The 22,556-nt window shown below is 62.7% G+C and carries 15 protein-coding genes and 1 pseudogene; 13 read left to right on the top strand and 3 right to left on the bottom strand.

Going from position 1 to position 22,556, the window contains the following annotated elements; genetic code table 11:
- Positions 1 to 34 precede the first annotated feature (34 nt).
- The 4 genes and pseudogenes from ffh to rplS all read left to right on the top strand — a co-directional run.
- The gene (gene ffh / locus P12x_RS07930) at positions 35 to 1,546 is read left to right on the top strand and encodes a signal recognition particle protein (protein WP_435010332.1); all 1,512 of its coding nucleotides are present in this window, start codon (positions 35 to 37) and stop codon (positions 1,544 to 1,546) included.
- Positions 1,547 to 1,742: 196 nt separating this feature from the next.
- The gene (gene rpsP / locus P12x_RS07935; protein ID WP_435010333.1) at positions 1,743 to 2,105 is read left to right on the top strand and encodes a 30S ribosomal protein S16; all 363 of its coding nucleotides are present in this window, start codon (positions 1,743 to 1,745) and stop codon (positions 2,103 to 2,105) included.
- A gap of 47 nt (positions 2,106 to 2,152) precedes the next feature.
- Positions 2,153 to 2,980, top strand: a complete 828-nt coding sequence (trmD, locus tag P12x_RS07940; protein WP_435010334.1) for a tRNA (guanosine(37)-N1)-methyltransferase TrmD — start codon at positions 2,153 to 2,155, stop codon at positions 2,978 to 2,980.
- A pseudogene (gene rplS, locus P12x_RS07945) lies at positions 2,970 to 3,311 on the top strand (50S ribosomal protein L19); the annotation flags it as partial. The gene trmD and the pseudogene rplS, both read left to right, overlap by 11 nt.
- Positions 3,312 to 3,557: 246 nt before the next feature.
- Here the strand turns inward: rplS and P12x_RS07950 are convergent.
- Entirely contained in the window at positions 3,558 to 4,307 is a 750-nt protein-coding gene (locus P12x_RS07950) for a PEP-CTERM sorting domain-containing protein (RefSeq protein WP_435010335.1), read from the bottom strand.
- A 522-nt stretch (positions 4,308 to 4,829) separates the two neighbouring features.
- Here P12x_RS07950 and P12x_RS07955 point away from each other — a divergent pair.
- Both P12x_RS07955 and P12x_RS07960 read left to right on the top strand, forming a co-directional pair.
- A complete protein-coding gene (locus tag P12x_RS07955; protein ID WP_435010336.1) occupies positions 4,830 to 5,291 on the top strand; it encodes a gamma-glutamylcyclotransferase family protein in 462 nt (153 codons plus the stop codon).
- On the top strand, positions 5,257 to 6,942 hold the full coding sequence (locus P12x_RS07960) for an alpha-keto acid decarboxylase family protein (protein ID WP_435010337.1): 1,686 nt from the start codon (positions 5,257 to 5,259) through the stop codon (positions 6,940 to 6,942). The genes P12x_RS07955 and P12x_RS07960 overlap by 35 nt, the downstream gene beginning before the upstream one ends.
- 101 nt (positions 6,943 to 7,043) lie before the next feature.
- Here P12x_RS07960 and P12x_RS07965 read toward each other — a convergent pair whose 3' ends face one another.
- Positions 7,044 to 9,482 carry a beta strand repeat-containing protein gene (locus tag P12x_RS07965; RefSeq protein ID WP_435010338.1) on the bottom strand — a complete coding sequence of 813 codons (2,439 nt, stop codon included), beginning with the start codon at positions 9,480 to 9,482 and terminating at the stop codon, positions 7,044 to 7,046.
- A gap of 1,068 nt (positions 9,483 to 10,550) precedes the next feature.
- On the opposite strand from P12x_RS07965, the gene P12x_RS07970 reads away from it, so the two are divergent.
- From P12x_RS07970 to greA, 5 genes are all read left to right on the top strand, one after another.
- Positions 10,551 to 12,722 carry a TolC family protein gene (locus tag P12x_RS07970; protein ID WP_435010339.1) on the top strand — a complete coding sequence of 724 codons (2,172 nt, stop codon included), beginning with the start codon at positions 10,551 to 10,553 and terminating at the stop codon, positions 12,720 to 12,722.
- Positions 12,607 to 14,481: an efflux RND transporter periplasmic adaptor subunit gene (locus P12x_RS07975; protein WP_435010340.1), complete on the top strand. Its 1,875-nt coding sequence runs from the start codon at positions 12,607 to 12,609 to the stop codon at positions 14,479 to 14,481. The genes P12x_RS07970 and P12x_RS07975 overlap by 116 nt, the downstream gene beginning before the upstream one ends.
- A gap of 53 nt (positions 14,482 to 14,534) precedes the next feature.
- Entirely contained in the window at positions 14,535 to 15,269 is a 735-nt protein-coding gene (locus tag P12x_RS07980; RefSeq protein WP_435011651.1) for an ABC transporter ATP-binding protein, read from the top strand.
- A gap of 74 nt (positions 15,270 to 15,343) precedes the next feature.
- Positions 15,344 to 16,621 (top strand): ABC transporter permease, encoded by a 1,278-nt coding sequence (locus P12x_RS07985; RefSeq protein WP_435010341.1) that lies wholly within the window; start codon positions 15,344 to 15,346, stop codon positions 16,619 to 16,621.
- A 269-nt stretch (positions 16,622 to 16,890) separates the two neighbouring features.
- Positions 16,891 to 17,370 carry a transcription elongation factor GreA gene (gene greA / locus P12x_RS07990; protein ID WP_435010342.1) on the top strand — a complete coding sequence of 160 codons (480 nt, stop codon included), beginning with the start codon at positions 16,891 to 16,893 and terminating at the stop codon, positions 17,368 to 17,370.
- A 10-nt stretch (positions 17,371 to 17,380) separates the two neighbouring features.
- On the opposite strand, the gene P12x_RS07995 is transcribed toward greA, so the two are convergent.
- The gene (locus P12x_RS07995) at positions 17,381 to 18,070 is read right to left on the bottom strand and encodes an RluA family pseudouridine synthase (protein ID WP_435010343.1); all 690 of its coding nucleotides are present in this window, start codon (positions 18,068 to 18,070) and stop codon (positions 17,381 to 17,383) included.
- A 918-nt stretch (positions 18,071 to 18,988) separates the two neighbouring features.
- On the opposite strand from P12x_RS07995, the gene P12x_RS08000 reads away from it, so the two are divergent.
- A complete protein-coding gene (locus P12x_RS08000; RefSeq protein ID WP_435010344.1) occupies positions 18,989 to 20,389 on the top strand; it encodes a neutral/alkaline non-lysosomal ceramidase N-terminal domain-containing protein in 1,401 nt (466 codons plus the stop codon).
- A gap of 69 nt (positions 20,390 to 20,458) precedes the next feature.
- Positions 20,459 to 22,549 (top strand): alpha/beta hydrolase family protein, encoded by a 2,091-nt coding sequence (locus tag P12x_RS08005; protein WP_435010345.1) that lies wholly within the window; start codon positions 20,459 to 20,461, stop codon positions 22,547 to 22,549.
- Positions 22,550 to 22,556: the final 7 nt, after the last annotated feature.

The following is a 22,556-nucleotide window of genomic DNA, read 5'->3' on the forward strand; positions in this document are numbered from 1 at the left end:
CCCGTAAGGTCCGGCGATTGGGAAGCGACTCGCTATGTTTGACGATCTCCAGAAACGTCTATCCTCGGCCTTCGGGAAGTTCCGCGCGCGGGGTCTCCTGACCGAGGCCAATATTCGAGATGGCCTGGGCGAGGTCCGTACCGCGCTCCTGGAAGCGGACGTCAACTACAACGTCGTCCAGGAGTTCATGAGCCGCGTCAACGAGAAGGCCGTCGGGGCCCAGTTGATCAAGGCGGTCCGTCCCGACCAGCAAGTCGTGAAGATCGTCCACGACACGATGGTCGAAATGATGGGGCCGGTCGACCCCTCGATTCGATTCGAGAAGTCGGGCCCGACCATCTTGATGCTCTGCGGGCTCCAGGGATCCGGCAAGACGACCACCATCGGCAAGCTCGCCCGATTGCTCGCATCGCAGGGTCGGAAGCCCTTCCTGGTAGCCGCCGACCTTCAGCGTCCCGCCGCCATCGAACAGTTGAAGGTTCTCGGCCAGCAGTTGAACGTCCCGGTCTTCAGCCAGGTTGACTCGAACCCGGTCAAGGTCTGCCAGGACGCGGTGATCGAGGCCAATCGCCAGGGACGCGACACGATCCTGCTCGACACCGCCGGTCGTCTCCACATCGATGACGACTTGATGGCCGAGCTCAAGCAGATCGAAAAGAAAGTTCGGCCGCATCACGTCTATTTCGTCTGCGATGCCCTGACCGGGCAGGATGCCGTGGCCTCGGCCGGTGCATTCAACTCGGCCCTCGAACTCGACGGCGTGATCCTCACCAAGCTCGACGGCGATGCCCGGGGGGGCGCCGCGCTGTCGGTGAAGCAGGTGACGGGTGTTCCGATCAAGTTCGTCGGGATGGGCGAGAAGCTCGATAAGCTCCAGCCGTTCGACCCCGAGCGGATCGTCGGCCAGATCCTCGGGATGGGCGACATCGTCGGCCTGGTCGAGGCCGCACAGTCGGCGGTCGATGAGGAGGAGGCGAAGCGTCAGCAGGAGAAGCTCGCCAAGGGGAAGTTCGACCTCAACGACTTCCGCCAGCAGCTCACCCAGATGAAGAAGATGGGGTCCGTCAAGGATCTCATGGGGATGATCCCCGGCATGAATCAGATGGCCGGGAGCCTGGAAGGGGTCGACGCTGACGGCGAGGTCAAGCGGATCCAGGGCATCATCGACAGCATGACCCGGGATGAACGCAAGGATCCCCACAAGATCGACATTTCCCGACGAAGGCGGATCGCCGCCGGCGCGGGTGTCGATCCCTCGGACGTCTCGGGCCTGGTCAAGCAGTTCGACGCGATGGCCGCTTTCGTCAAGCAGATGTCGCAGATGACGATGCTCGACAAGATCCGCGCCATGACCGGCCTCGGCAAGGCTGGGGCGTTCAACCCGGGAGCTAAGCTGGTCGCCCCCAAGCAGGGGACCGGCAAGCGACTCTCTCCCAAGGAGCGGGCCAAGCTCCAGAAGGAACGAGAAAAGGAAGAACGAAAGAAACGCCGAGAGATGAGGGGCGGAGGCGGCGAAAGCCCTCAGCCCGATCGTCCGGGCAAATGAAGCGAACCGAGAAGGAGCCGGGGATCGCCCCCGGCGTCATTGTTGTTGGTCGATCGATAGGGGATGCCGAGGGCGAATTGACCGCACCGAGGCGCAAGGCCGCCGTGGGCTCGGGACCGGCTTTGTTCAGGATTGACAGTGTCCCCGATGGACTCGCCATGCGTCCGAGCCGTGCCTTTTTGACTGGAGCTTTCGAGTGGTCCGCATTCGCATGAAGTCGTTCGGCCGTCGCCATCGCCCGTTCTACCGGATCTGCGCCATGGATTCCCGCACGGGACGTGACGGGACTGCCATCGAGGAACTGGGCCACTACGACCCGATGGTTCGCAACCTGGAGGCCCGGACGGTCCTCAAGGTCAGCCGGATTCGCTACTGGCTTTCCGTCGGCGCCCAGCCGAGCGAGAAGGTCGCTGCGCTCCTGAAGCGGTTCAATGTGACCAAACCCGCCCCGGGCGAGGACTGGAAGGTCCCCGAGCCCGAACCCGTCGCAGCGACTCCAGCCCCCGCTGCACCGGCTCCCGCAGCACCGGCCCCGGCGACCCCGCCAGCCCAGTCCTGACCCGATTGGGCTCGCCGAACCCCGGCCGACCAGCCGAGATCCGACCGATGGCCGAACCCACTCTCCGAATCGATGTCCTGACGCTGTTCCCCGCCCTCTTCGATGGCTTCCTGGGCGAGAGCATTCTCCGTCGGGCAATTGACAAGGGTCTGGTTGAGGTCCGGCTCTGGAATCTCCGCGACTGGGCCGAGGGGAAGCACCGACAGGTGGACGACCGCCCGTTCGGGGGAGGTCCGGGCATGGTCCTGATGGCGCCTCCGGTCGTCTCGGCGGTCGAGACAGTTCAGGGGTCGGCCGGGAATCCCGGTCGCCTGATCGCCTTGACCCCGTCGGGCCGGACTCTGTCACAGAATTGGGTCCGGGAACTGGCCCTGGAAGGCCGGCTGGTATTGCTTTGCGGACGCTACGAAGGGTTTGACGAGCGAGTCTTCGAGATCCTCGGGCCCGAATTATTGTCGATCGGCGATTACGTACTCTCCGGGGGTGAGGTCGCCGCGATGGTTGTGATCGATGCCGTGATGCGGTTAATCCCCGGCGTCCTGGGCGACGCCGAGAGCGCGATGGATGAGTCGTTCGGACCGGAAGGCGGGCTGGAATATCCCCATTACACCCGGCCTCGCGAATACCGAGAGCGGACGGTACCGGTGATCCTCCTCGGCGGCGATCACGCGGCCATCGATCGATGGAGGCGGGAACAGGCTCGCGGCCGGACGCTGGACCGTCGGAGTGACCTGCTTTCCGTCCCCCCAACTCGGACCGATCATCCACCCCATTCCTATACACTGAGCGAACACGTCGAGAATCACCAACCCCCCGGCTCACCGGGGACGCCCGATCGGGCGGAAAGAAAGGACGGGCTGAGCCATGCAGAATAAATTCATGGAGCTGGTCGAACAATCGAGCATGAAGGCCACCGTGCCCAAGTTCGAGATCGGCGACACGGTCGACGTTCACGTCCGAATTCTGGAAGGCGAGAAAGAGCGGATCCAGATCTTCAACGGCGTGGTCATCGCCCGGTCGGGGACCAAGACTCGCGAGATGTTCGTGGTCCGCCGGATCGTCCAGGGCGAGGGCGTGGAGCGTAAGTTCCCGGTCCACTCGCCGAGGATCGCCGACATCGTCGTGAAGCGTTCGGGCAAGGTCCGACGGGCCAAGCTTTATTATCTCCGAGGGCTCTCGGGCAAGGCCGTCCGGCTCAAGGAGCGGTTCCCGTCCTCGACCGCCACTCCCGCCGAGGCCAAGGCCGCCAAGGCCGAACGCCGAGCCGCCCGCGCCCAGCGGAAGGTCGACAAGGCCGAGCGGGCCGCCAAGCTCAAGGCCGATGCCGCTGCGGCCGCTGCCGCCCCGGCACCTGCGGAACCCACCGAGTAAGTTCTCGGCGCGATCATTCGAATCGACGAGAGGCCGACCTAGTCAAACTGGGTCGGCCTCTTCGCGTTGTCGCGGGGTGTTTCAGCCGACGACGACCGACCGACCTGACTTCTGTCGTCTCGCGAGGACCACAACGCCAAGTCCACAGGCCACCATCGCGACCGAGGCCGGTTCTGGGACGGCGGAGAGACTTCCCGGCCCGACGAGGTCCTGATTCCCACCATTGGGGTGCGAAGTCGCTCTCAGGTAAGTTGCGTTGAAGTTGGACCGGGTCCCATCGAACCCGGCAAGGTAGGTCGTCGCCTGGGCAAACACCTTCGACTGGATCGAATTAGGATTGCCATTCGCCGCGAATCGGAACGAACCGGTAGAGAACGAGTTGCTGTTGTCGTAGTTCACCTTCCAGATGGCGACTTGGAGGGCGGCTCCTTCGATCCCGGTCGATACACTTCTGGCGTACTTGTCGTAAAGATATCCAATGGCTCCTGGATTGCCACCCGGGTTGTTCGGCGGGGTCACTCCAACGGCTCCCATGTAAGAAGAGATCGGCAAAACCTCGACTTCCCAGTTCGAGCCGCTAGTACCAAGCTGGAAGGTGTGATAGAGGTCGATGCAGTAGGTGTCGAATGGCGTTCCGCCGGGGACCTGCACGGTGCTGAGTGTCCCTGCCAATCCGGTCTCATTCTGGCCATTGAAGTTGAAGTTGATGGTCTGGAGCTGGCCGACTCCACCTTTCGCGTCGGTATGGATGTTCCAGAGTGGCCCGGCCGAGGCGAACGCAGGGACGATGATGGAAAGTGCAAAGGCCATCGAGAGGTTTCGGAGGCTCATCGGTGAATCCTTGGTGAAAATCGAAGTGGGTCGAAGAACCTGGCCTCGCATTAGATCGCGGGCTTTCTTGATTTCAGATCGGCATCGGCAGAGACGATCGGGCGACCCGTCGAGCTTAAGTTCCCGCGAAAATAGGAGATCCTTCAAAGAATCGGTTTCGCGAGGACGGACCGATCAATTCGTGCATGCAATCTACGCCTAGCCTTGTCAGTCAGGCCGCACGAACTGGGTAAATCCACATCCAGGCACGCTCGAGATGTCGTGAAGGAACGAAAAGTTGCTATTTCCGGCCGATGCTCGCCCTGATGTTTTTGTTTAGCAACAACTCAAGATGTCTCCGACTTATGGTCCACCATATAGAACCAGAAGCGACGGATCGTTCCTCCGAGTTGACCTGGCGAGATCTGACTCTTTTTCCTGACGAATCGCCCCGAAGTCATCCCAGCCACGTAGAATGCGTATGGAAAGACGGTCGTCCTGATCGTTCGTAGTGTCGCATCAAGTCGTACTGGAGATGGGACGTTGTCCGAAGCTCTCGAGCCTGCGACCAGGTTCCGAGGTCCTTGGCTTCTGTTCGCCTATGGGACCCTGGCGCCGGATGGGCCGAGGGCGATGGCGGTCGGGGGTTGGACGGTCGATGCGGCCCGTGGCCGGTTGTTCGACCTCGGGCCTTATCCGGGCCTGGTTGATGAAAATGATCCCACGGCTGGCTGGGTCGAGGGTTATGTCCGGCCCGTCGATGAGAGCGAGCTTCGCGAGCGACTCGATCCCTATGAGGGGGTCGAGGACGGCCTATTTCGACGGGTCGTCACGACGACACGGGCCGGTCGAGTTGTCTGGATTTACGTTTATGCCAAGGCGCTGCCCCGGGACGCCCGAGGACCACTCCCTCGATGGGAAGGGCTTCGAGGTCGTTTCGCCCCGCGCTCGCCAGGGGAGGATCTTGACGATGGGTACCGCGACCAGACGAGCGCAACCCGCTGAGGTGGGGCCAGCCGAGACCGCAGCCACGACGGTCGGCAGCTACCTGATCGAGCGACTCCACGCGATGGGGGTCGACCACGTCTTCGGGATCCCCGGCGACTACATCCTGACACTATATAAGATGTTGGAGGCCAGCCCGATCGAGCTGGTGGGTATGACCCGAGAAGACAACGCGGGTTTCGCGGCCGACGCTTACGCTCGGATTCGGGGCCTGGGCTGCGTCTGCGTCACGTACTGCGTGGGCGGCCTGAGCACCGCCAACAGCGTGGCCGGGGCCTACGCCGAAAAGTCGCCCGTGGTGGTCCTGAGTGGCTCGCCGGGGATGTCCGAGCGTGACCGGAATCCCCTCCTGCACCACAAAGTGAAGGAGTTCTCGACCCAGTTCGAGGTCTTCGAGAAGATTACCGTGGCCTCGGCGGTCCTCGACGATCCCAGGACCGCCTTCGTCGAGATCGACCGGGTCCTCTCCGCAGCGGTCCGCTACAAGCGTCCTGTTTATCTGGAGATCCCGAGAGATCTGGTGACCGCCCCGATGGTGGTCCCGCACCGGACCCCCGAAGGACTCCCCCCGAGTGATCCCGACGCCCTCCGCGAAGCGATCGACGAGGCCAGTGCCCTCGTCTCGGCGGCGAAAAGACCGATGATCCTGGCCGATGTCGAGATCCACCGATTCGGCCTCCAGGATGAACTGATCGCCCTGGCCGAAGGGGCAGGCTTGCCGATCGCCACGACCATCCTGGGCAAGAGCGTGATCTCCGAGGGACACCCCCTGTTCGTCGGGGTGTACGAAGGAGCGATGGGCCGACCGGAAGTCACCGAGTTCGTCGAGGCCGCCGACTGCCTCCTGATGCTCGGATGCTTCCTGACCGACATCAACCTGGGTATCTTCACGGCCAAGCTCGACCCGTCCCGCTGCATCGACGCGACCAGCGAAGATCTTCGAATCCGCCACCACCATTACCGAGAGGTCCGCCTGGACGATTTCGTCCGAGGTCTCAAAGATCGCCAGCTCAAACTGGCGGGGTCGGTGCTCCCTCCTCGCGACTCGATCTCGGCCTCGCCCTGGGTAGCCGAGCCGAACACTCCGATGACCTCGGCCCGACTCTTCTCACGGCTCGACCGGATGCTCGACGAGAATATGGTCGTCATCGCCGATATCGGCGACTCCCTCTTCGGGGCGGCCGACCTCCACATGACGCGTCGAACCGAGTTCATCAGCCCGGCCTATTACACGTCGATGGGGTTCGCGGTGCCCGCCAGCGTCGGGGCCGGTATGGCCAACCAGGGTCATCGGGCTCTGGTCATCGTCGGAGACGGGGCATTCCAGATGACCGGGATGGAACTCTCGACGGTCGCAAGGAATGGCTTGAATCCAATCGTGGTCGTCCTGAACAACAAGGGATATACGACCGAACGATTCATCCTGGAAGGCTCCTTCAACGACGTCCACGAGTGGAAGTTCCACAAGATCCCGGAAGTCCTCGGCGCCGGATTGGGTCTGGAGGTCCGGACCGAGGAGGAGTTGGACGCCGCGCTTTCGAAGGCCCTGGCGAATACTTCCAGCTTTAGCCTCATCAACGTGCATCTAGAACCGATGGACCGGAGCCCCGCCCTGGAGCGTCTGGCCAGCCGCATTGCCGGGAAGCTCTGAGCCGAATTTAGTCGATCGTCGACATGGAAGAGGGCCGACACCCGAATGCTTCGGAGTGTCGGCCCTTCTTCTATCCCGGATTGATACCGATCGTCGATCGATCAGGCGCTGGTGAATCTCTGCGTCTGGGCGGACCGGGGAATCACCTTGACTTTGTGCTTGAACGTTTTCGTCTCGCCATGCTTGAACTGATTGCCGCGAGTGAACACCTTGGTCGGGAGGGTGTTAACTCGGGTGAACTTGCTCTGGCTCGACTTGCCGATGGCGGCGACGTAGAGATACGTCCCGCGAGGGGCCTGGACGGACGTCTGGCCCTTCTTCGGATGCAGGAAGATCTCCTGGCGGGCTCGGAAGCCGGGCTTGGGAAGGAACTGCTCGTAGGCAATCTGAACCGGCAGCGGGGCGTAGCTCTGAAGCTTCTCCAGGGCGGAGACGGGCGGATAGGGCAGGCCGGCAGTCTCACCGGTGAAGATCGGGGGGGCCAGCAGGGAGGCCGCCGGGATCACGAAGATCGAGCTGACTCCGCCGCTACCGCCCCCACCTCCGCCGCCCCCACCGCCGCCATTGGTTCCGCCGAGCAGGGCCCCTTCGACCGCGTAAACGATCCCGGAGTTGGTCCGGAGGGTCGAGCCCAGATTCTGGGGATCGCGAAGATCGGTCAGGGGTGCCCCGATGAAGAGGTCGGGGACGTTATCCCCATCCAGGGTCGTCAGCAGATTATTCGGGTTGACCACCGGGTTTCGGGCCGAGACCGAGTACCCGAAGAGCTGGACATTGTTCGTCGGGTCGCTCGAACCATTGGCGAGGAATTGAGTCCCGTTCAGTGGAGCCGAGCTGATGTTGGTCAGATCCTGGGACGTTCCCAGGTCGGAGGTGTTTCCAGGCACCAGGTAGGCCGTGCCCGTACCGGCTGCAAATCCAGGCGCCCCGATCAGGACGTCAACGGCCGTGGACGTCCCGGAGTTCGGGTCCGGGCTGAAGACGATATGAGTACTGGGCGCGACCGAGAGTCCAGTCAGATCGCCGTTATTCGTCCCGAGCAGGGAGAGCGAATTGACTCCCGTCGTCCCCGAGCCGATGGTGACGATGAACGAGCCATTGATGCGGGTGGGCGTGCTGGTCGTCGTCCCGGACACCCCATAGAAGATGACCGCGGCACCCGTCAGATTGGAGTACCCGGGCGCGCCGACGATGATGTCATCGACACCGTCGCCGTTGAAATCACCCGCTGTGGCCACCGAATAGCCGAACAGGGTGGTGACATTGCTCCCGATCAGGACCACACCCTCTAGAGGGTTGAAGACGGGGTTGGTGGTCGCCGTTGCGCCCAACGTGTTGAGCGACTGGGTGGTGCCTAGGGTTGAGTTGCCCGTGAACGACTGAACTCCATAGACCAGATAGGCCGTCGCCGCCCCGGGAGCACCGATCAAAAGGCTGGTAATCGGGGCCCCAGAGCCATTGACGGCGTTATCGAAACTTCCGGCGGTCGAGACTGCCGAACCCACCCGATCACCGGTATTGATCCCGGTGTAGACGATCCCGCCGATGCCATTATTCTGACCGAAGGTCGTCCGAAGATCGACATTCGAGCCGGTAGGCTGGTTATTGAGGAATGCACCCGTGATCGCGTAGACCGCCCCGGTGTTGTTGTTCAGGCCCGGGACGCCAATGGCAAGGTCGCGACCCGAAGTCGTATTGAAGTAGTTTCCGATCCCAGCCACCGAGTAGCCCACCTGCGTCGCGGCGGTACCGTTGGAGTAGCTGAAGCTGACGACCTTCGTGGATGAGTTGGTCGTGCCCGTGGCCGGTTGCAGGTCAACGGTCTTGTTGGTGGTACTCTGGGCCGTCAGGTTGGTGTTGCCGTAGATCACGAACACGCGACCACCACCGCTGGCATTCGGGGCACTGATGGCGAAATCGTCCAGGCCATCCTGGTTGATGTCGCCGAGGGCCGAGGCTGAGAAACCGAGGGCGGAATTACGGTTGGAGCCGGTGATGTACGTCAGGCCGTCGAAGTTGAAGCCGAATGTGGGGGTGCTTCCGGTCGCGGTCGGCTGCTGGACCGTCGGATTCAGCTGGCCCAGATTCCCCGTGCCGAGCGTCCCCAGCTGTCCGAGATCGCTACCTCTCTGCCCGGATTGGAGAACTCCGGTCGTCGCGTTCGGGACCCCGTTGGCGAGGTTCAGGAAGTCGACCGCGTTGGATATGTTAACTTGCCTCGACCCGAAGACGAGGTAGGCCGCGCTCGAGGAATTGCCGAAGGATGGCGTAGACCCGTCGGTGGGGGGAACGACCCCGGGGGCGGACACGATGAAACTGTCGTACCCGGTCCCGTTGATGTTACCGACGTCCGTGACGGTGTAACCAGCGTAACTGTTGCTGGTAGCGCCGATGGTCTCGACGCCCAAGGGGGCCGTCTGGATGGTGGTTAAATCGACCTGTGCCAGGAGCTTACGCTCCTCCAGGTTCTCGTTGTTCGGCCGAAAAGCCCAATGCCGCCGTTTCGCCGGCGAACCGGGCCCGCGATTGCCCCATGTCATCGGAGACTCCTCCTCCAAGCCCAAGGTCGCCACCGCGAGAGATCGAAACCCCCGGGCGGTCGGACTCCCTCGGGGCAGGGCCTCCAAGCCCTTCCGCCCCTGGCTATCTCGGCGCGACTCCGCCGCCGCCGAGGGAATCCATTCCTGCGACATACTTCGACTCGGAAGTGCTCTTGACTCCACCCAAAGCAGGATGAGATGCCGGCACAACGATCGGGATTGCCAATCATTTCGGCTCAACCGGCACGACCAGCACTACCGATACCCCAATTCGTGCAAGGGCGCCGGCCACACCCTCTGATCTCCGACGCTCAACGGAGCGCGGCGACGGGCCCGGAGTCCCCCGTGTTCCGATCCCCGAACCATCGAGCCCAGCCGACCGGTCTGCCTCCCAGGCGGCACCGGTTGGTAGGGAAGGCCGAGGCCATAGTCATGAAGACACGCGCCGAGGGGTTGATCCTCGCCGGAAAACCACGCAGGGCCCGACGGCTCGCCGCGATTACCCTGCTGACCTTAGGATCGCAAGCGGGTTGTGGCCGCGAATTCTATCGCGAATGGGCCAACCAGGATGTGTCCGAGGCCATCTTCGAGAAGAGCCGCGACCCACGCTATCGGCTCGACATGTTCTCGATCGATCCTCCCCAACTTGCCCGGTTCGCCGATCCTTACGACCAAGATCGTCCTCCTGCGCCGCCGGATGACATGGCGGCCCAGTCGCTCTCGCCCGTCCCCCAGTGGCCCGACCACCGGCTGATCATGCCAGTGGAGGGGACCGGTTATCTCAAGTTACTGGACGAGGGACCGCGCTACGAGCCACAGCCGAAGAAAGCCCCGGTTGGCGTGCCGGCATCGACCCAACCTTCTGCCCCTCCAGCAGATGGATTGTCTCCATTCGCTCCTGGTTTAGCCCCCGACGCCCCTCCCGGGATCGAACCACCCCCACCGATTCCCGGTCCGGGCGCCTCTCGTTCGAATTCTGGGCCAAAGGTGCCGGGAATGTCGCCGATTTCCTTGGCGGCCAAACCTTCGCCTGTTCGCTCGTCCCCCCCCCTTTCCACGGTCTCATCCATGCCCTTGGCTTCGACCTCGAAACCATCGAGCGGAAAGGATGAGGGGCTTCAACGCGCCGCATTGCAGGAACCGGCACAGCCAGCCCCGAACCAGGATCTGGTCCCGAATCCGGATTCTCCGGCACCCTCGACGGTGACGGCTCCCGGCGACAAACTCCAGACGCCCAAGATCCCCGGCGATCCCGATCCCGAGGACTTCAACCTGGGACGACCGGTCAACCCTCGTCCTGACCTGGGTCCGGGCGGCAACGAGATGGCCGAGGAGATCACCTCGAACCTCGCCAAGATGTTCGTTCCCCAGAATGTCCCATTCGACGAGGCCGTGGCCGCCGGGCTGCCGGCGGATAGTCGCCCGTATATCCTGACCATGGAGAAAGCGTTCCAGCTCGCCCTGGTCAATAGCCGGTACTATCAGTTCCAGCTCGAATCCATGTATATTAACGCCTTGCCCGTGACGCTCCAGCGATTCTCGTTCGGGCCGCAATTCGTGGCGGGCCTCTCGCCGCGGACCGGGGTCGGCGGTGCGGGCTCATCGACGCTCGGCGGACTCCTGCCAACCCAGAACTTCGGGAACAGTTTCCTCTATAACACTCGAGAGACGGGTGCTCAGGTCTCCACCCTGAACATTGGGACGGTCGCCGGTGTCGGCAAGCTGCTCGACAACGGCACTCAGATCCTGGCATCTTTCGCCAATCAGCTCGTCTTCAACTTCGTGGGCCGCAACCCGACCCAACCGACGGTCCGGTCCTTCCTGCCCCTCCAAATCCTGGTCCCCTTCCTCCGAGGCGGAGGGCGAGCGATCACGCTGGAAGGGCTGACCCAGGCCGAGCGAAGCTTGCTCTACTCGGTCCGGTCGTTCGCCAAGTTCCGCCAGGAGTTCGTGGTCTCCACCCTGGTTGGCGGATCGATCCAGAACTTCGGCAATAGCGTCTCGACGGGTGGATTCACGTCCGGCGGTAACATCGATCCCGTCGTCGGTTTCCTCCAGGTCGTGACGGATGCCCAGCTCGTCGAGAATCAGGTCAAGAACCTGGCCGTCTTCGAGCAATTCGTCAAGGTTTACCAGGAGTTGATCGGCGGCGAATCCTCCGGCCTCTCGCAGCTCCAGCTCGACCAGATCAGCCAGCAGGTACAGGGGGCTCGGCAGAGCGTCATCAGCTCGCGACTCCGCTACCGGAACGACCTCGATCAGTTCAAGATCCAGCTGGGAATGCCGCCGGATGTTCCCCTCGTCATCGATCGGAGCCGGACCAGTGGTTTCCTCAGGATCTTCGAAGAGCTCGATCGATGGTCCCTCAAGGCCAAGCGTGAACTCCCCGAACTGGATGAGATCGTCGCCCGGTTGCCCGAACTCGAAGACCTGGTCCTGGACGGGAGATCCTGCCTGAAGATTTTCTCCCAGGACGAGGACCAGAACCTCGAAGATCTCCTGCTGACCGCCGAGCGAATCGCCCTGGAAAATCGCCTCGACTTGATGAATGCCCGGGCGCAGCTGTATGATACTTGGAGGCAGATCCGCGTCTCGGCCAATGCCTTGAAGGGCATCCTCAACGTCGCGGTCACCAACCAGTTCCTCACCCCGCCCACCACGAACAACCCCTTCGGCTTCGTCGATCAGGCCAAGCAGTTCTCTCTGGTGATCAACGCCGAGCTGCCCCTGGTCCGCGTCGCCGAGCGGAATAACTTCCGCCAGCAATTGATCAACTATCAGCGGCAGCGACGCACGCTCCAGAACACCGAGGACTTCCTGAAGAACCAGCTCCGATCGGAGATCCGTCAATTGCAGGTCAACTATCAGCAATACCTGATCGCCCGGGTTAACCTGGTTTTCAGTATTCGGCTGAAAGATCAGGCCTTCGAGACGATCGTCGCCCCTCCCGCCGGGACCGCCGGGACTCAGGGTGCGGTCCAGACGACCAACCTGATCAGCTTCCAGAACACCGTGGTCAACAACGAGAACACGCTGGTCAGCACCTGGTTCCAGTATCAGCTCCAACGGCTTCAAGTCTACCGCGATCTCGGCATCTTGCCCTTTGACGAATGGGAGGCCTTCGATGAACTTTTCCCTACAGACCGGACCGGAGGGGGCTACTCCGCCGCCGTCGGGCCCGACGGGCGACCTGCCGTCGCTCGGCCAGCCCTCGCGCCGTCGGCCGTCGAGCGCAATTAAAGCGTTCGCGGTCGCGGTGGTCATCATCGCCGTGGGCGCCGTCGCCGTCCTCGGCGTCCCCGGGATGAAGGCTCCGATGGCCTCTCTCTTCGCCTCGTCCCGGTCGGACGTGATCACTGCGGTGGTCCGGCCGGGAAAGCTCTCGGTCATCGTCAAGGAGAAGGGCAATCTCGAAAGTGCCGCCAACAAGGACGTCGTCTGCGAGGTCGAGGGCGGCACGACCATCATCCGAATCCTCCCCGAAGGGACTCGGGTCAAGTCGGGCGACGTGGTCTGCGAGCTGGATTCCGCGTCGCTTCGCGACACCTTGAATAACCAGAAGATCACGACCCAGCAGGCCGACGCCTCGTACAAGCAGGCCCTCCTGACCCGCGAGGTGGCCGAGTACGCCGTCAAGGAATACGTCGAGGGCGTGTTCAAGCAGGACAAGGCGACCATCGAGGGGCAGATCGCGTTGGCGAAGTCCGACCTGGAGCGGGCCATCGACCGGGTCCGCTGGTCGGACCGGGTCAAGGACCTGGGTTACGTCTCGATCGCGGCCAATATCGCCGACCATCTCGCCAAGGATAAGTCGAGCTTCGAACTCGAGCAGAATCAGACCAAGCTCGACGTCCTGATGAAGTATACCAAGGATAAAACCATCAAGGAGCTGACCAGCGAGGTCCAGAAGGCCAAGGCCGACGAGCTCTCCAAGCAGTCGACCTACGAGCTGGAAAAGACCAAGGAAGCCAAGCTCGAGAAGCAGATCAAGGCCTGCGTGCTCAAGGCCCCCGGCGATGGGATCGTCGTCTACGCCAACGAACAGGGCCGCATGGGCCAAAACCAGCTCCAGATCGAGGAAGGAGCCACGGTTCGCGAGCGTCAGAAAATCTTCAGCCTGCCCGACACCAGCAAGATGCGGGTCAACACCAAGGTGCACGAGTCGATGGTCGACCGGATCAAGCACGGCCTCCGGGCCCTGATCCGCGTCGATGCCGCGGCGAACGTCGAACTGCGTGGTCAGGTCGACAGCGTGGCCCCGATGGCCGACGCCGGGAGCTGGATGCAGTCCGATGTGAAGGTCTACACCACCTTCGTCGCCATCGAGGGCGACACCATCAAGTACAACCTCCGCCCCGGTATGTCGGCCCAGGTGGAGATCCTCGTCGAGGAACTCGATGATGTCCTGAGCGTCCCGGTCCAGGCGATCCTCCAGTTCAAGAACAAAAACTACATCTTCATCAAGGATGGCGACGGCTTCCGTCGCGAAGTGGTCGAACTGGGGATCTCCAACGACCAGCACGTCGAGGTCAAGAACGGCCTGAAGGCCGGCGACCAGGTGGCCATGACTCCCAACTCCTTGCTCACCGAGAGCGAGCGGCGCGAGGCCTTCAGTGTGGCCGCCAAGGACGCCGCCAAGAAGGACTTCGGCGGAGACCCTGCCGCCAAGGGCGGATCGCCCAACGGGGCCGTCCCGGGCGGGACCGGAGAGGCCACCGGCAAGGGTGAAGGCAAGGCGAAAGCCAAGGGCAAGCGTGGCGGAGCCGGTGGCGGGATGGGAGCCATGGGGGCCATCTTCCAGAACATGAGCGAGGAAGATCGCGCCAAGCTTCGGACGGCTTCCAGTGAAGAGAAAATCGAGATCCTCAAGAAAGCCGGCGCCACCGACGCCATGATCGAGCAGATGCAGCAGATGCAACGCAACGGAGGTCCCGGTGGGCCTGGCGGTGGTGGTGGTGGCGGTTTCGGTGGTGGTGGTGCGGGGGGACCCGGTCAGTGAACAACTCGAACATGCCGATCGTCCGGCTCGAGGACGTTCGCAAGAAGTATGTGATGGGTCACGCACCCCCCGGCGGCCTCAAAGGCCGCCGGGGAGCGGAACAGACCATCACCGTCCACGCCCTCAAAGGGGTCTCCGTCGACTTTCACCAAGGCGAATACGTCGCAATCATGGGTACTTCGGGTTCGGGCAAGAGCACCATGCTCAATCTGCTCGGTTGCCTCGACCGACCCAGCAGTGGCGGGTATTTCCTGGGCGGTCGAGATGTCGCCAAGCTCGATGACGATGAGCTTTCCGAGGTCCGTAGCCGATACATCGGTTTCATTTTCCAATCTTATAACCTGATCCAGCAATACACGGTCGTCGAGAACATCCAGCTCCCGCTGACGTATCAAGGAAGCGGCGAACTGTCCGAGGAGCATCAGCAGCGGACGATCGAACTGGCCCGGATGGTGGGCCTCTCGGAACGGCTGGATCACAGGCCGAACCAGCTTTCCGGAGGTCAGCAGCAGCGCGTGGCGATCGCCCGATCGTTGATCAACGACCCTTACATCATCCTCGCCGACGAGGCCACCGGTAATCTCGACAGCAAGACCAGCGAGGAGATCATGGACATGCTTGCCGCCCTCAACGAGGCCGGCAAGACGATCATCATGGTCACCCACGAAGAAGATATTGCCGAGCATGCCAAGCGAATTATCCGGATGAGAGATGGTCAGATCATCCAGGACGGTCCGAGCCCCCGGATGCTCCAGGCCGAAGGCGCGGTGGTCGGCTCGACTCATTGAGGTCGAAGGTTTGACCTGCTCCGCCTTCGGAAGCACACCCCGTACGATCTCACGCCGCTCAGAGGCCCCCGACCATGCGACGAACCTGGCGAAGCCTGAAACTAGGAATGAAGAGCCTGCTGCTCCATAAGCTCAGGTCGGGGCTGACGGTCCTCGGGATCGTCTTCGGCGTAGCCGCGGTGATCTCGATGCTCGCGGTCGGCGAAGGGTCGAGCCGCAAGGCACAACGACAGTTCGCCGAACTCGGCGCCACGAACATCATTTATCGCTCGGTCAAACCGTCCGACGAGAGCCAGGCGGCCGGTGGCGGTCGGAGGACGGTCCTCAATTATGGCCTGAAATACGAGGATTACGACCGATTACTGGCCACCGTCCCGACGATCAAAAAAGCCCTGCCAATTCGCGAGATCCGCAAACAGATCCGCTATCTGAGCAGGGATCTGGACGGCCGGGTGGTCGGTACCACCCACGACTACGCCGACTTCAACCGTCTCGAGATCGAGAAGGGTCGGTTCCTATCCCCCTCCGATAACGCGCGGTACGAGAACTACGCGGTGCTCGCCGCCGAGACGGCCAAGATCCTCTTCCCGTATGAGGATCCGCTTGGCAAGTCGGTGAAGCTCGGGTCCGATTACTACACGGTGATCGGTGTGACCAAGCAACGATCCCAGTCTGCGGGTGTTGGCGGAAGCCTCTCCGCGCAAGACTTCAACAAGGATGTCTACATCCCGCTGAACACGTGCAAGCTCCGATTTGGAGAACGTCTGATTGACATGAGACCCGGCTCTTTCTCGATCGAGGAGACGGAACTCTCGCAGATCACGCTCCAGGTCTATGACATCGACCAGGTCCGCAGGACTGCGCCGATCATCGAGGCCGCGGTCGAGCCAAAGCATCCCAAGCGGGACGTGACGATGGTCGTCCCCTACGACCTTTTGATGCAGGCCCAGGCCACGGCCCGGCAGTTCAGCATCATCCTGGGGACGATTGCATCGATCTCCTTGCTGGTCGGAGGGATCGGGATCATGAACATCATGCTGGCCACCGTGACCGAACGAACCCGGGAAATCGGCATCCGTCGAGCTCTGGGGGCCAAGCGTCGCGACATCACCCAGCAGTTCCTAATCGAGACGATCGTGCTCTCCGGCGTCGGTGGCGTCCTGGGGGTCTGCATCGGAATCGGGATCCCCGAGATTCTCCGATACTTCGCCACCGATCAGGAACCTGTGGTGACCGGAAGTTCGGTCCTCCTGGCCTTCGGGATCTCGGTCGGTATCGGTATCCTGTTCGGACTCTATCCCGCTCGTCGGGCCGCCATGATGGACCCGATCGAGGCACTGCGTCACGAGTAATCCGGGCAGTTCCTCCTCGGTCCATCCGGGACCGGGAAGGCAACCGATCGACGTTCACAAATGGGCTTGCGTCGGAGGTCGGGGAAGACTAGTCTTTAGACCGAAGAAGACCGCGGCATCGGGCCAGGAGCCCGATGCCGCGGTATTTCTGCTCTATGAGTCAGGCGGCTTCGGAATAATCCTGATTCCACCCCGATCCGCCACGGCGCCCCGTCAAAGCACGGCATTCTCCCGTGTTCACGATCGACCGACCTGGGGAGCAGTAAGGGATGCCCGTAGATCGAATCCCGATGTCGAAGCCCGGCTACGAGAAGCTCAAGGCCCAGCTCGACGCGATGAAGAACGAAAAAATGCCGATGATCGCCGAGCAGATTGCCACGGCACGGGACTTTGGTGATCTGTCCGAAAATGCCGAATTCGACGCCGCTGTCGAAGCGCAAGGGATGCTCCAGGCCCAGATCGACGACCTCCAGGACAAGCTCGCCCGAGCCTTGATCGTGGATAAGTCGACCTTGCCGACGGATCGGGTCGTCTTCGGCTCGAAGGTCAAGGTCCTCGACCTGGATCTCGAAGACGAAGAATATTTCATCCTGGTCGGACCCGGCGAGGAGGATTACGACCAGAATAAAATCCTCCTGACGAGCCCGATCGGCCAGGCGTTGGTCGGCAAGCACATCGGCGACGAGGTCGAAGTCCCCATCCCCAAAGGGACGCTCAAGCTTCGCGTGGTCGAAATCAGCGTCGATTAATCCCTGGCCCTCAGGCTACGATCCACCCTTCCCAACTTTCGGGGAGTGGGGCCTCCACGGTCATGGCCTGTCGACGGATCGGGTGATCAAACGATAGGGCTCGCGCATGCAAGGCGATTCCGACCCGGAACGGACGTAATGCCCCGTAGGTTTGGTCGCCCACAATGGGAATCCCGCGCCCGGCCACCTGGCACCTCAGTTGATGGGTTCGCCCGGTTTCGGGCCGGAGCTTGAGCCAGGTTAAGCCTTCAGGCAATTTCTGCTTTCTTCCGATCTCATAAGTCGTCGAAGCTCGGACCGAGCTGGGCGTATCGACCGGGACCAGCCTGGCACGGCCCAACTCATCGGGAGGTACGATCCAGTCCTCCCACCGGCCCGAGGCTGTCATCTGGTCGACATCGCCTTCGACCACGGCCCAATATTCCTTGGAAACCTGACGAAGCGCGAATTGCTCGGACCACCGACGGGCTGCTCGAGGATTTTTGGCCCAAAGGATGACGCCCGAGACGGGTCGGTCGAGTCGGTGGACCGTCCCCAAATAGACCGAGTTCGGATCATCGGGCGCGAGATAAGCTCGGATCAGGTCTTCCAGCGTCACCTCGCCGGTATCCTTTCGGGCCCGTTGCGTCAGGACCCCCGCAGGTTTGGCAACCGCCAGCCCGTGAGGGTCTTCCCAGAGTACGGTCAACCGGCCATCCATCGTGCTCTCGATTGCGAGATCAATAGGGGCTTGGCATCTGATCCGACTGACCCATCGTTCCAGGTGTGTCCAGCGGAGCCTGAATGATCGGGTTGGGTGCGGGGCTGGAGCCTGGGGGAAGGGGGGACACGTTCAGGTCGGGAACCAGCGGTATTCCGGCCGGGGGGGCAATTCCCGGCGATTCCGCAACCGGCGGAGCCAGACTGGCGGGCATGGCAGACGGATCGGAGGTCGGTCGGCCCAGGCTCGGGGGTTGGCCCAGGACCGAGGTCCCAGGGGAGCCATATTCCCCTGGAGGAGCTCCGTACGCCGATGGGTCGGGACGACCGATTCCCGCTCCGATCCCGGAGGCGAGATCCGAACCTCCCAGGTTGTTCGAGTTGAAGTTTGCCGTGGCCGCTCCGCTCACCGGATGACCTTCGGAACTGAACTCGATAGCCTTCCGCTGCCGTCCGTCGTTCGCGAAGGGGCGACCGGGAGGAACTTCCGGGCGAGTGCTCCGGCAGCCGGCGGCGAACGTGACCAGACCAAGGCCACAGATGGCGAGCTTGCGAGAGAGTCGATCCATCGACGAAATCCTCCAGGACGAAATTCGATCAGGTAGGACACGCCCGCGCCGTGGACTCGGCAGGCCTCGGGTCGGGAATGCGGTCGTCGTCGAGGGAGGAACGCTCAAGCGATGGGACCGGACGGCGTCGAGGAGTGACCTCTCGACGAGCCGGATCATACCGAATTATCCGCGTCGGTCAATCGAGACCGGGTCTTGAGCCTTGGTGCTTGATCCGAGATTTTCGGTTCTGGGCGTGGGAATGAGGCAACCGACCGCGTACGTTGGACGGATCAAGCAAGCCTTCCCGATCCTGGAACGCTCGCGAAGAATCAACCTCCCCGCCCGACTCCTGCTCCGAGGACCTCCCGATGCGCGTTGCCATCCTGCTCGCATTGACGATGACCGGCCCAGCCTTCGCCGACGATCTCAAGGTGGGAGCCGCATCGGTGGATATCACGCCCCCAGTCGGGACGCCGATGGCCGGTTATTATGCCGAGCGGCTCTCGAAGGGCGTGCACGACCCGCTACTTGCCAAGGCAATTGTCCTGGAATCCGGAGGCAAGAAGGCTGCCCTGGTCTCGCTGGACCTCATCAGCACGACCGCGTCCATGGTGTCCGAGGCTCGTCGAGAGATCGAAAAAACGACCGGGGTCGGAGGGGCCGACGTGATGATCTCGGCGACCCACGCCCACACCGGCCCCGTACTCCAGGATCGAGGAGCGAGAGAAGCCGCTTTCGGGGGGAACAACCCTCTGGCACGTGCCTTCGGCGAGGGACTTCCTGGTAAGATTGCCGAGGCGGTTCGAAAAGCCGAGGAGACGCTCCGGCCCGCCAAGGTCGCCGCCGCTCACGGCCAGGAGTCGTCGATTAGCTTCAACCGACGGTTCCACATGATCGACGGGACCGTCGGATGGAACCCCGGCAAGAACAACCCCAGGATCCTCAAGGCCGCCGGGACGATCGACCCCGACGTGGCAGTGGTCTACTTCGAAGACGACGGGGATTCCACGCCACTCGCCACCTACGTCAATCATGCGGTCCACCTCGACAACGTCGGGGGGATGGAGTTCTCGGCCGACATGCCGGCCACCATAGCCGACCTCCTGGGCCGCTACAAAGGTCCCGGGATGGTCACTCTCTACACTTCGGGATGCTGTGGCGACATCAACCACATCGATGTCCGGTGGGCCGCCCGCCAGGGTGGCCACGAGAACGCGGCCAGGATGGGCGTAATCCTCGCGGGGGAGGTCCTCCGAACCTGGCCAAAGCTCCAGTTCGACCCGACCGGCGCGGTCCGGGTGAAGTCCGAGAAGGTCAAGCTTCCCCTGGCACCAATCACCCCCGAGGATGTTAAATCGTCCGAGGCCACAATCGCTCTGATCGGCCAGCCGGGCAAAACTCCAGCCTTCCTCGATCAGGTCAAGGCCTTCCAGGTCCGAGACGTGGCGGCTCGCGAGGGCGAGCCGATCGAGGTCGAAGTCCAGGTTGTCGCGCTAGGAGATTCGATCGCCTGGGTCTCACTTCCCGGCGAAATCTTCGTCGAGCTGGGGCTGGCGATCAAGCTGGACTCGCCATTCCCGAACACCATCATCGCCGAACTGGCCAACGGCTCGATCGGCTACATCCCTTCGCGGAGGGCGTATTCGCAGGGAAACTATGAGGTTATCAGCGCCCGATGCGCCGAGGGCTCGGGTGAGCTCCTCGTCGATGCGGCGCTCCGGCTGCTCAAGGAAATTCGCCAGGAATCGACGAGCAACGTGGCCCGATAAGGTCTCACGCGATTATCTTAACGAACCTGCCCTAACGACTCCGAAGATCCACCCACCGAGGTCCACACGATGACGTCGACACTTCGACGGTTCCTCCCGATTGGTCTGGTGCTCGCGTCCCTGAGCGGGATGGCGTCCGACCAGAGAGTCATCGCCGATGAGATCCCTCCGCGGGAGGCCTACCTTCGGTTCATCCGAGGACAGGCCAACACTCTGAGGGGCGACGATCTGGTACCGGCGACCCGTGAAATCTGGGCTTCCGAGCGGTTGAAGGTGCGCCAGGGGCTCGAGATGGCCTGGGGCAAATTCCCGACAGAGCCCTGCTCGCTGGAGCCTCGGGTCCTGGGGACCCTCGATGGGACGGGCTATCGTGTCGAGCGCTTGATTTTCCAGACGCGTCCCGGGATCTGGATGACGGCCAACGCGTATATTCCCGACGGCGAGGGGAAGCATCCGGCGATCCTGTCGGTTCACGGGCACTGGAAGGGGGCCAAGCAGGATCCGGTCGTGCAGTCCCGATGCATCGGGGCGGCCCGGCTCGGGTTCTTCGTCCTGGTGGTCGACGCGTTCGGCTCGGGCGAACGGGCCGTCGGCGAAGCCCTCGGCGAATATCACGGAGAGATGACCGCCGCGACCTTGTTACCGGTCGGGCTCCCCCTCTCGGGGCTCCAAGTCTATGAAAACTCCCGGGCGATCGACTATCTCCGGACCCGGCCCGAAGTCGACCCCGACCGGATCGGGATCACCGGCGCCAGCGGTGGAGGCAACCAGTCGATGTACGCCGGAGCCTGGGACGAGCGGCTCAAGACCGTGGTCCCGGTCTGTTCGGTCGGCAACTACCGGGCCTATCTGGGGACCGGTTGCTGCATGTGCGAGGTCGTACCTGGCGCTCTCCGGTTCACCGAGGAATGGGGAGTGCTCGGACTGGTCGCCCCTCGCGGACTCCTGCTGATCAACGCGACTCGCGACGCTCACCAGTTCTCCGTGGGCGAGGCGAAGAAGTCGCTGGCGATGGTCGAGCCGGTCTTCGCCCTACTCGGCCATCCCGACATGGTCCGCCAAACGGTCTTCGAATCGGGCCACGACTATAGCCGGCCGATGCGAGAAGCAGTCTATGGCTGGATGACGCGAGTCCTGAAAGGCGAGGGGGACGGCTCACCGATCGGCGAGCCCGAGATCAAGACCGAGGATCCCGAGGCGCTCCGATGCTATCCCGGCCAGACCCGTCCCGACGATTGGGTGACCATCCCCCGCTTCGCCGCTGCCGAAGGCAGAAAGCTCCTCGAAGGGCGGACCATTCCCGAAGATCCTCGGGAATGGAGGGCGATGAGTGATGCGCTTCGTTCATCGCTGGTCGAGAAGGTCTTCGGAGGTCTACCCGCCAACTCTTCGGAAGCGCCGATATCAGAGCCCTCGGGCGACAAAGGCAGGTTGATCCGTTTTCAGCCCGAGCCCGGGCTAACATTGACGGCTCAGATCGAAGCGGGGACGGGGGCGACTTCCCCTCTTGCGATCCTGATCGACCTGGAGGGAGCGGAGAGGGCCGTTTCGAGCCCGCTGGCGGAGGAGATTCGCAAGGTCGGTTGGGGCCTCGCGACCATCGACCTCCGTGCCACGGGTCAACTTGCCTGGCCTTCCGACAAGGTGGGCTCGGCCCCCGACCACAACTCGGCCGAGTGGGGGCTCTGGATCGGCCGGCCCTTGCTGGGCCAGTGGGTCGTGGACGTCCGACGGCTGCTTGATGCGGTGGAGAAGCTGGATGGGCGATTACTTTCCGAGGTCATCCTGGTTGGAGTGGGGCCGGGTGGGCTGGTCGCGCTGGGAGCAGGGGCGACGGATCCGCGGATTGCCCGAATCGCGGCGGTTGGCTCGCTCGCGAGTTATCTCTCGGAGGTTCCTTACGTCGGCCAGAGGCTTGGGATCATGGCACCTGGCATGATTCGTGAGATCGGAGACGTTGCGCACCTGGCCGCGCTGGCCGCACCTCGTCGGGTCGTGATCGCCGGTGGAGTCGGGGGGGATGGCCAGTCCCTGTCCGCCGAGGCCCTCCGTACATCCTATCGGACTGCTTTGAAAGCCTGGCAGACCGCAGGCGCGAGCCCGGAGTTCCGGTTACTCGACACGACCGATGCCGAGGGATTGATCAGGAATCTGCAGTGAGGGGCGA

The organism is Tundrisphaera lichenicola (assembly GCF_051175385.1).
In the GTDB taxonomy this organism is placed as follows: Bacteria; Planctomycetota; Planctomycetia; order Isosphaerales; family Isosphaeraceae; genus Tundrisphaera; species Tundrisphaera lichenicola.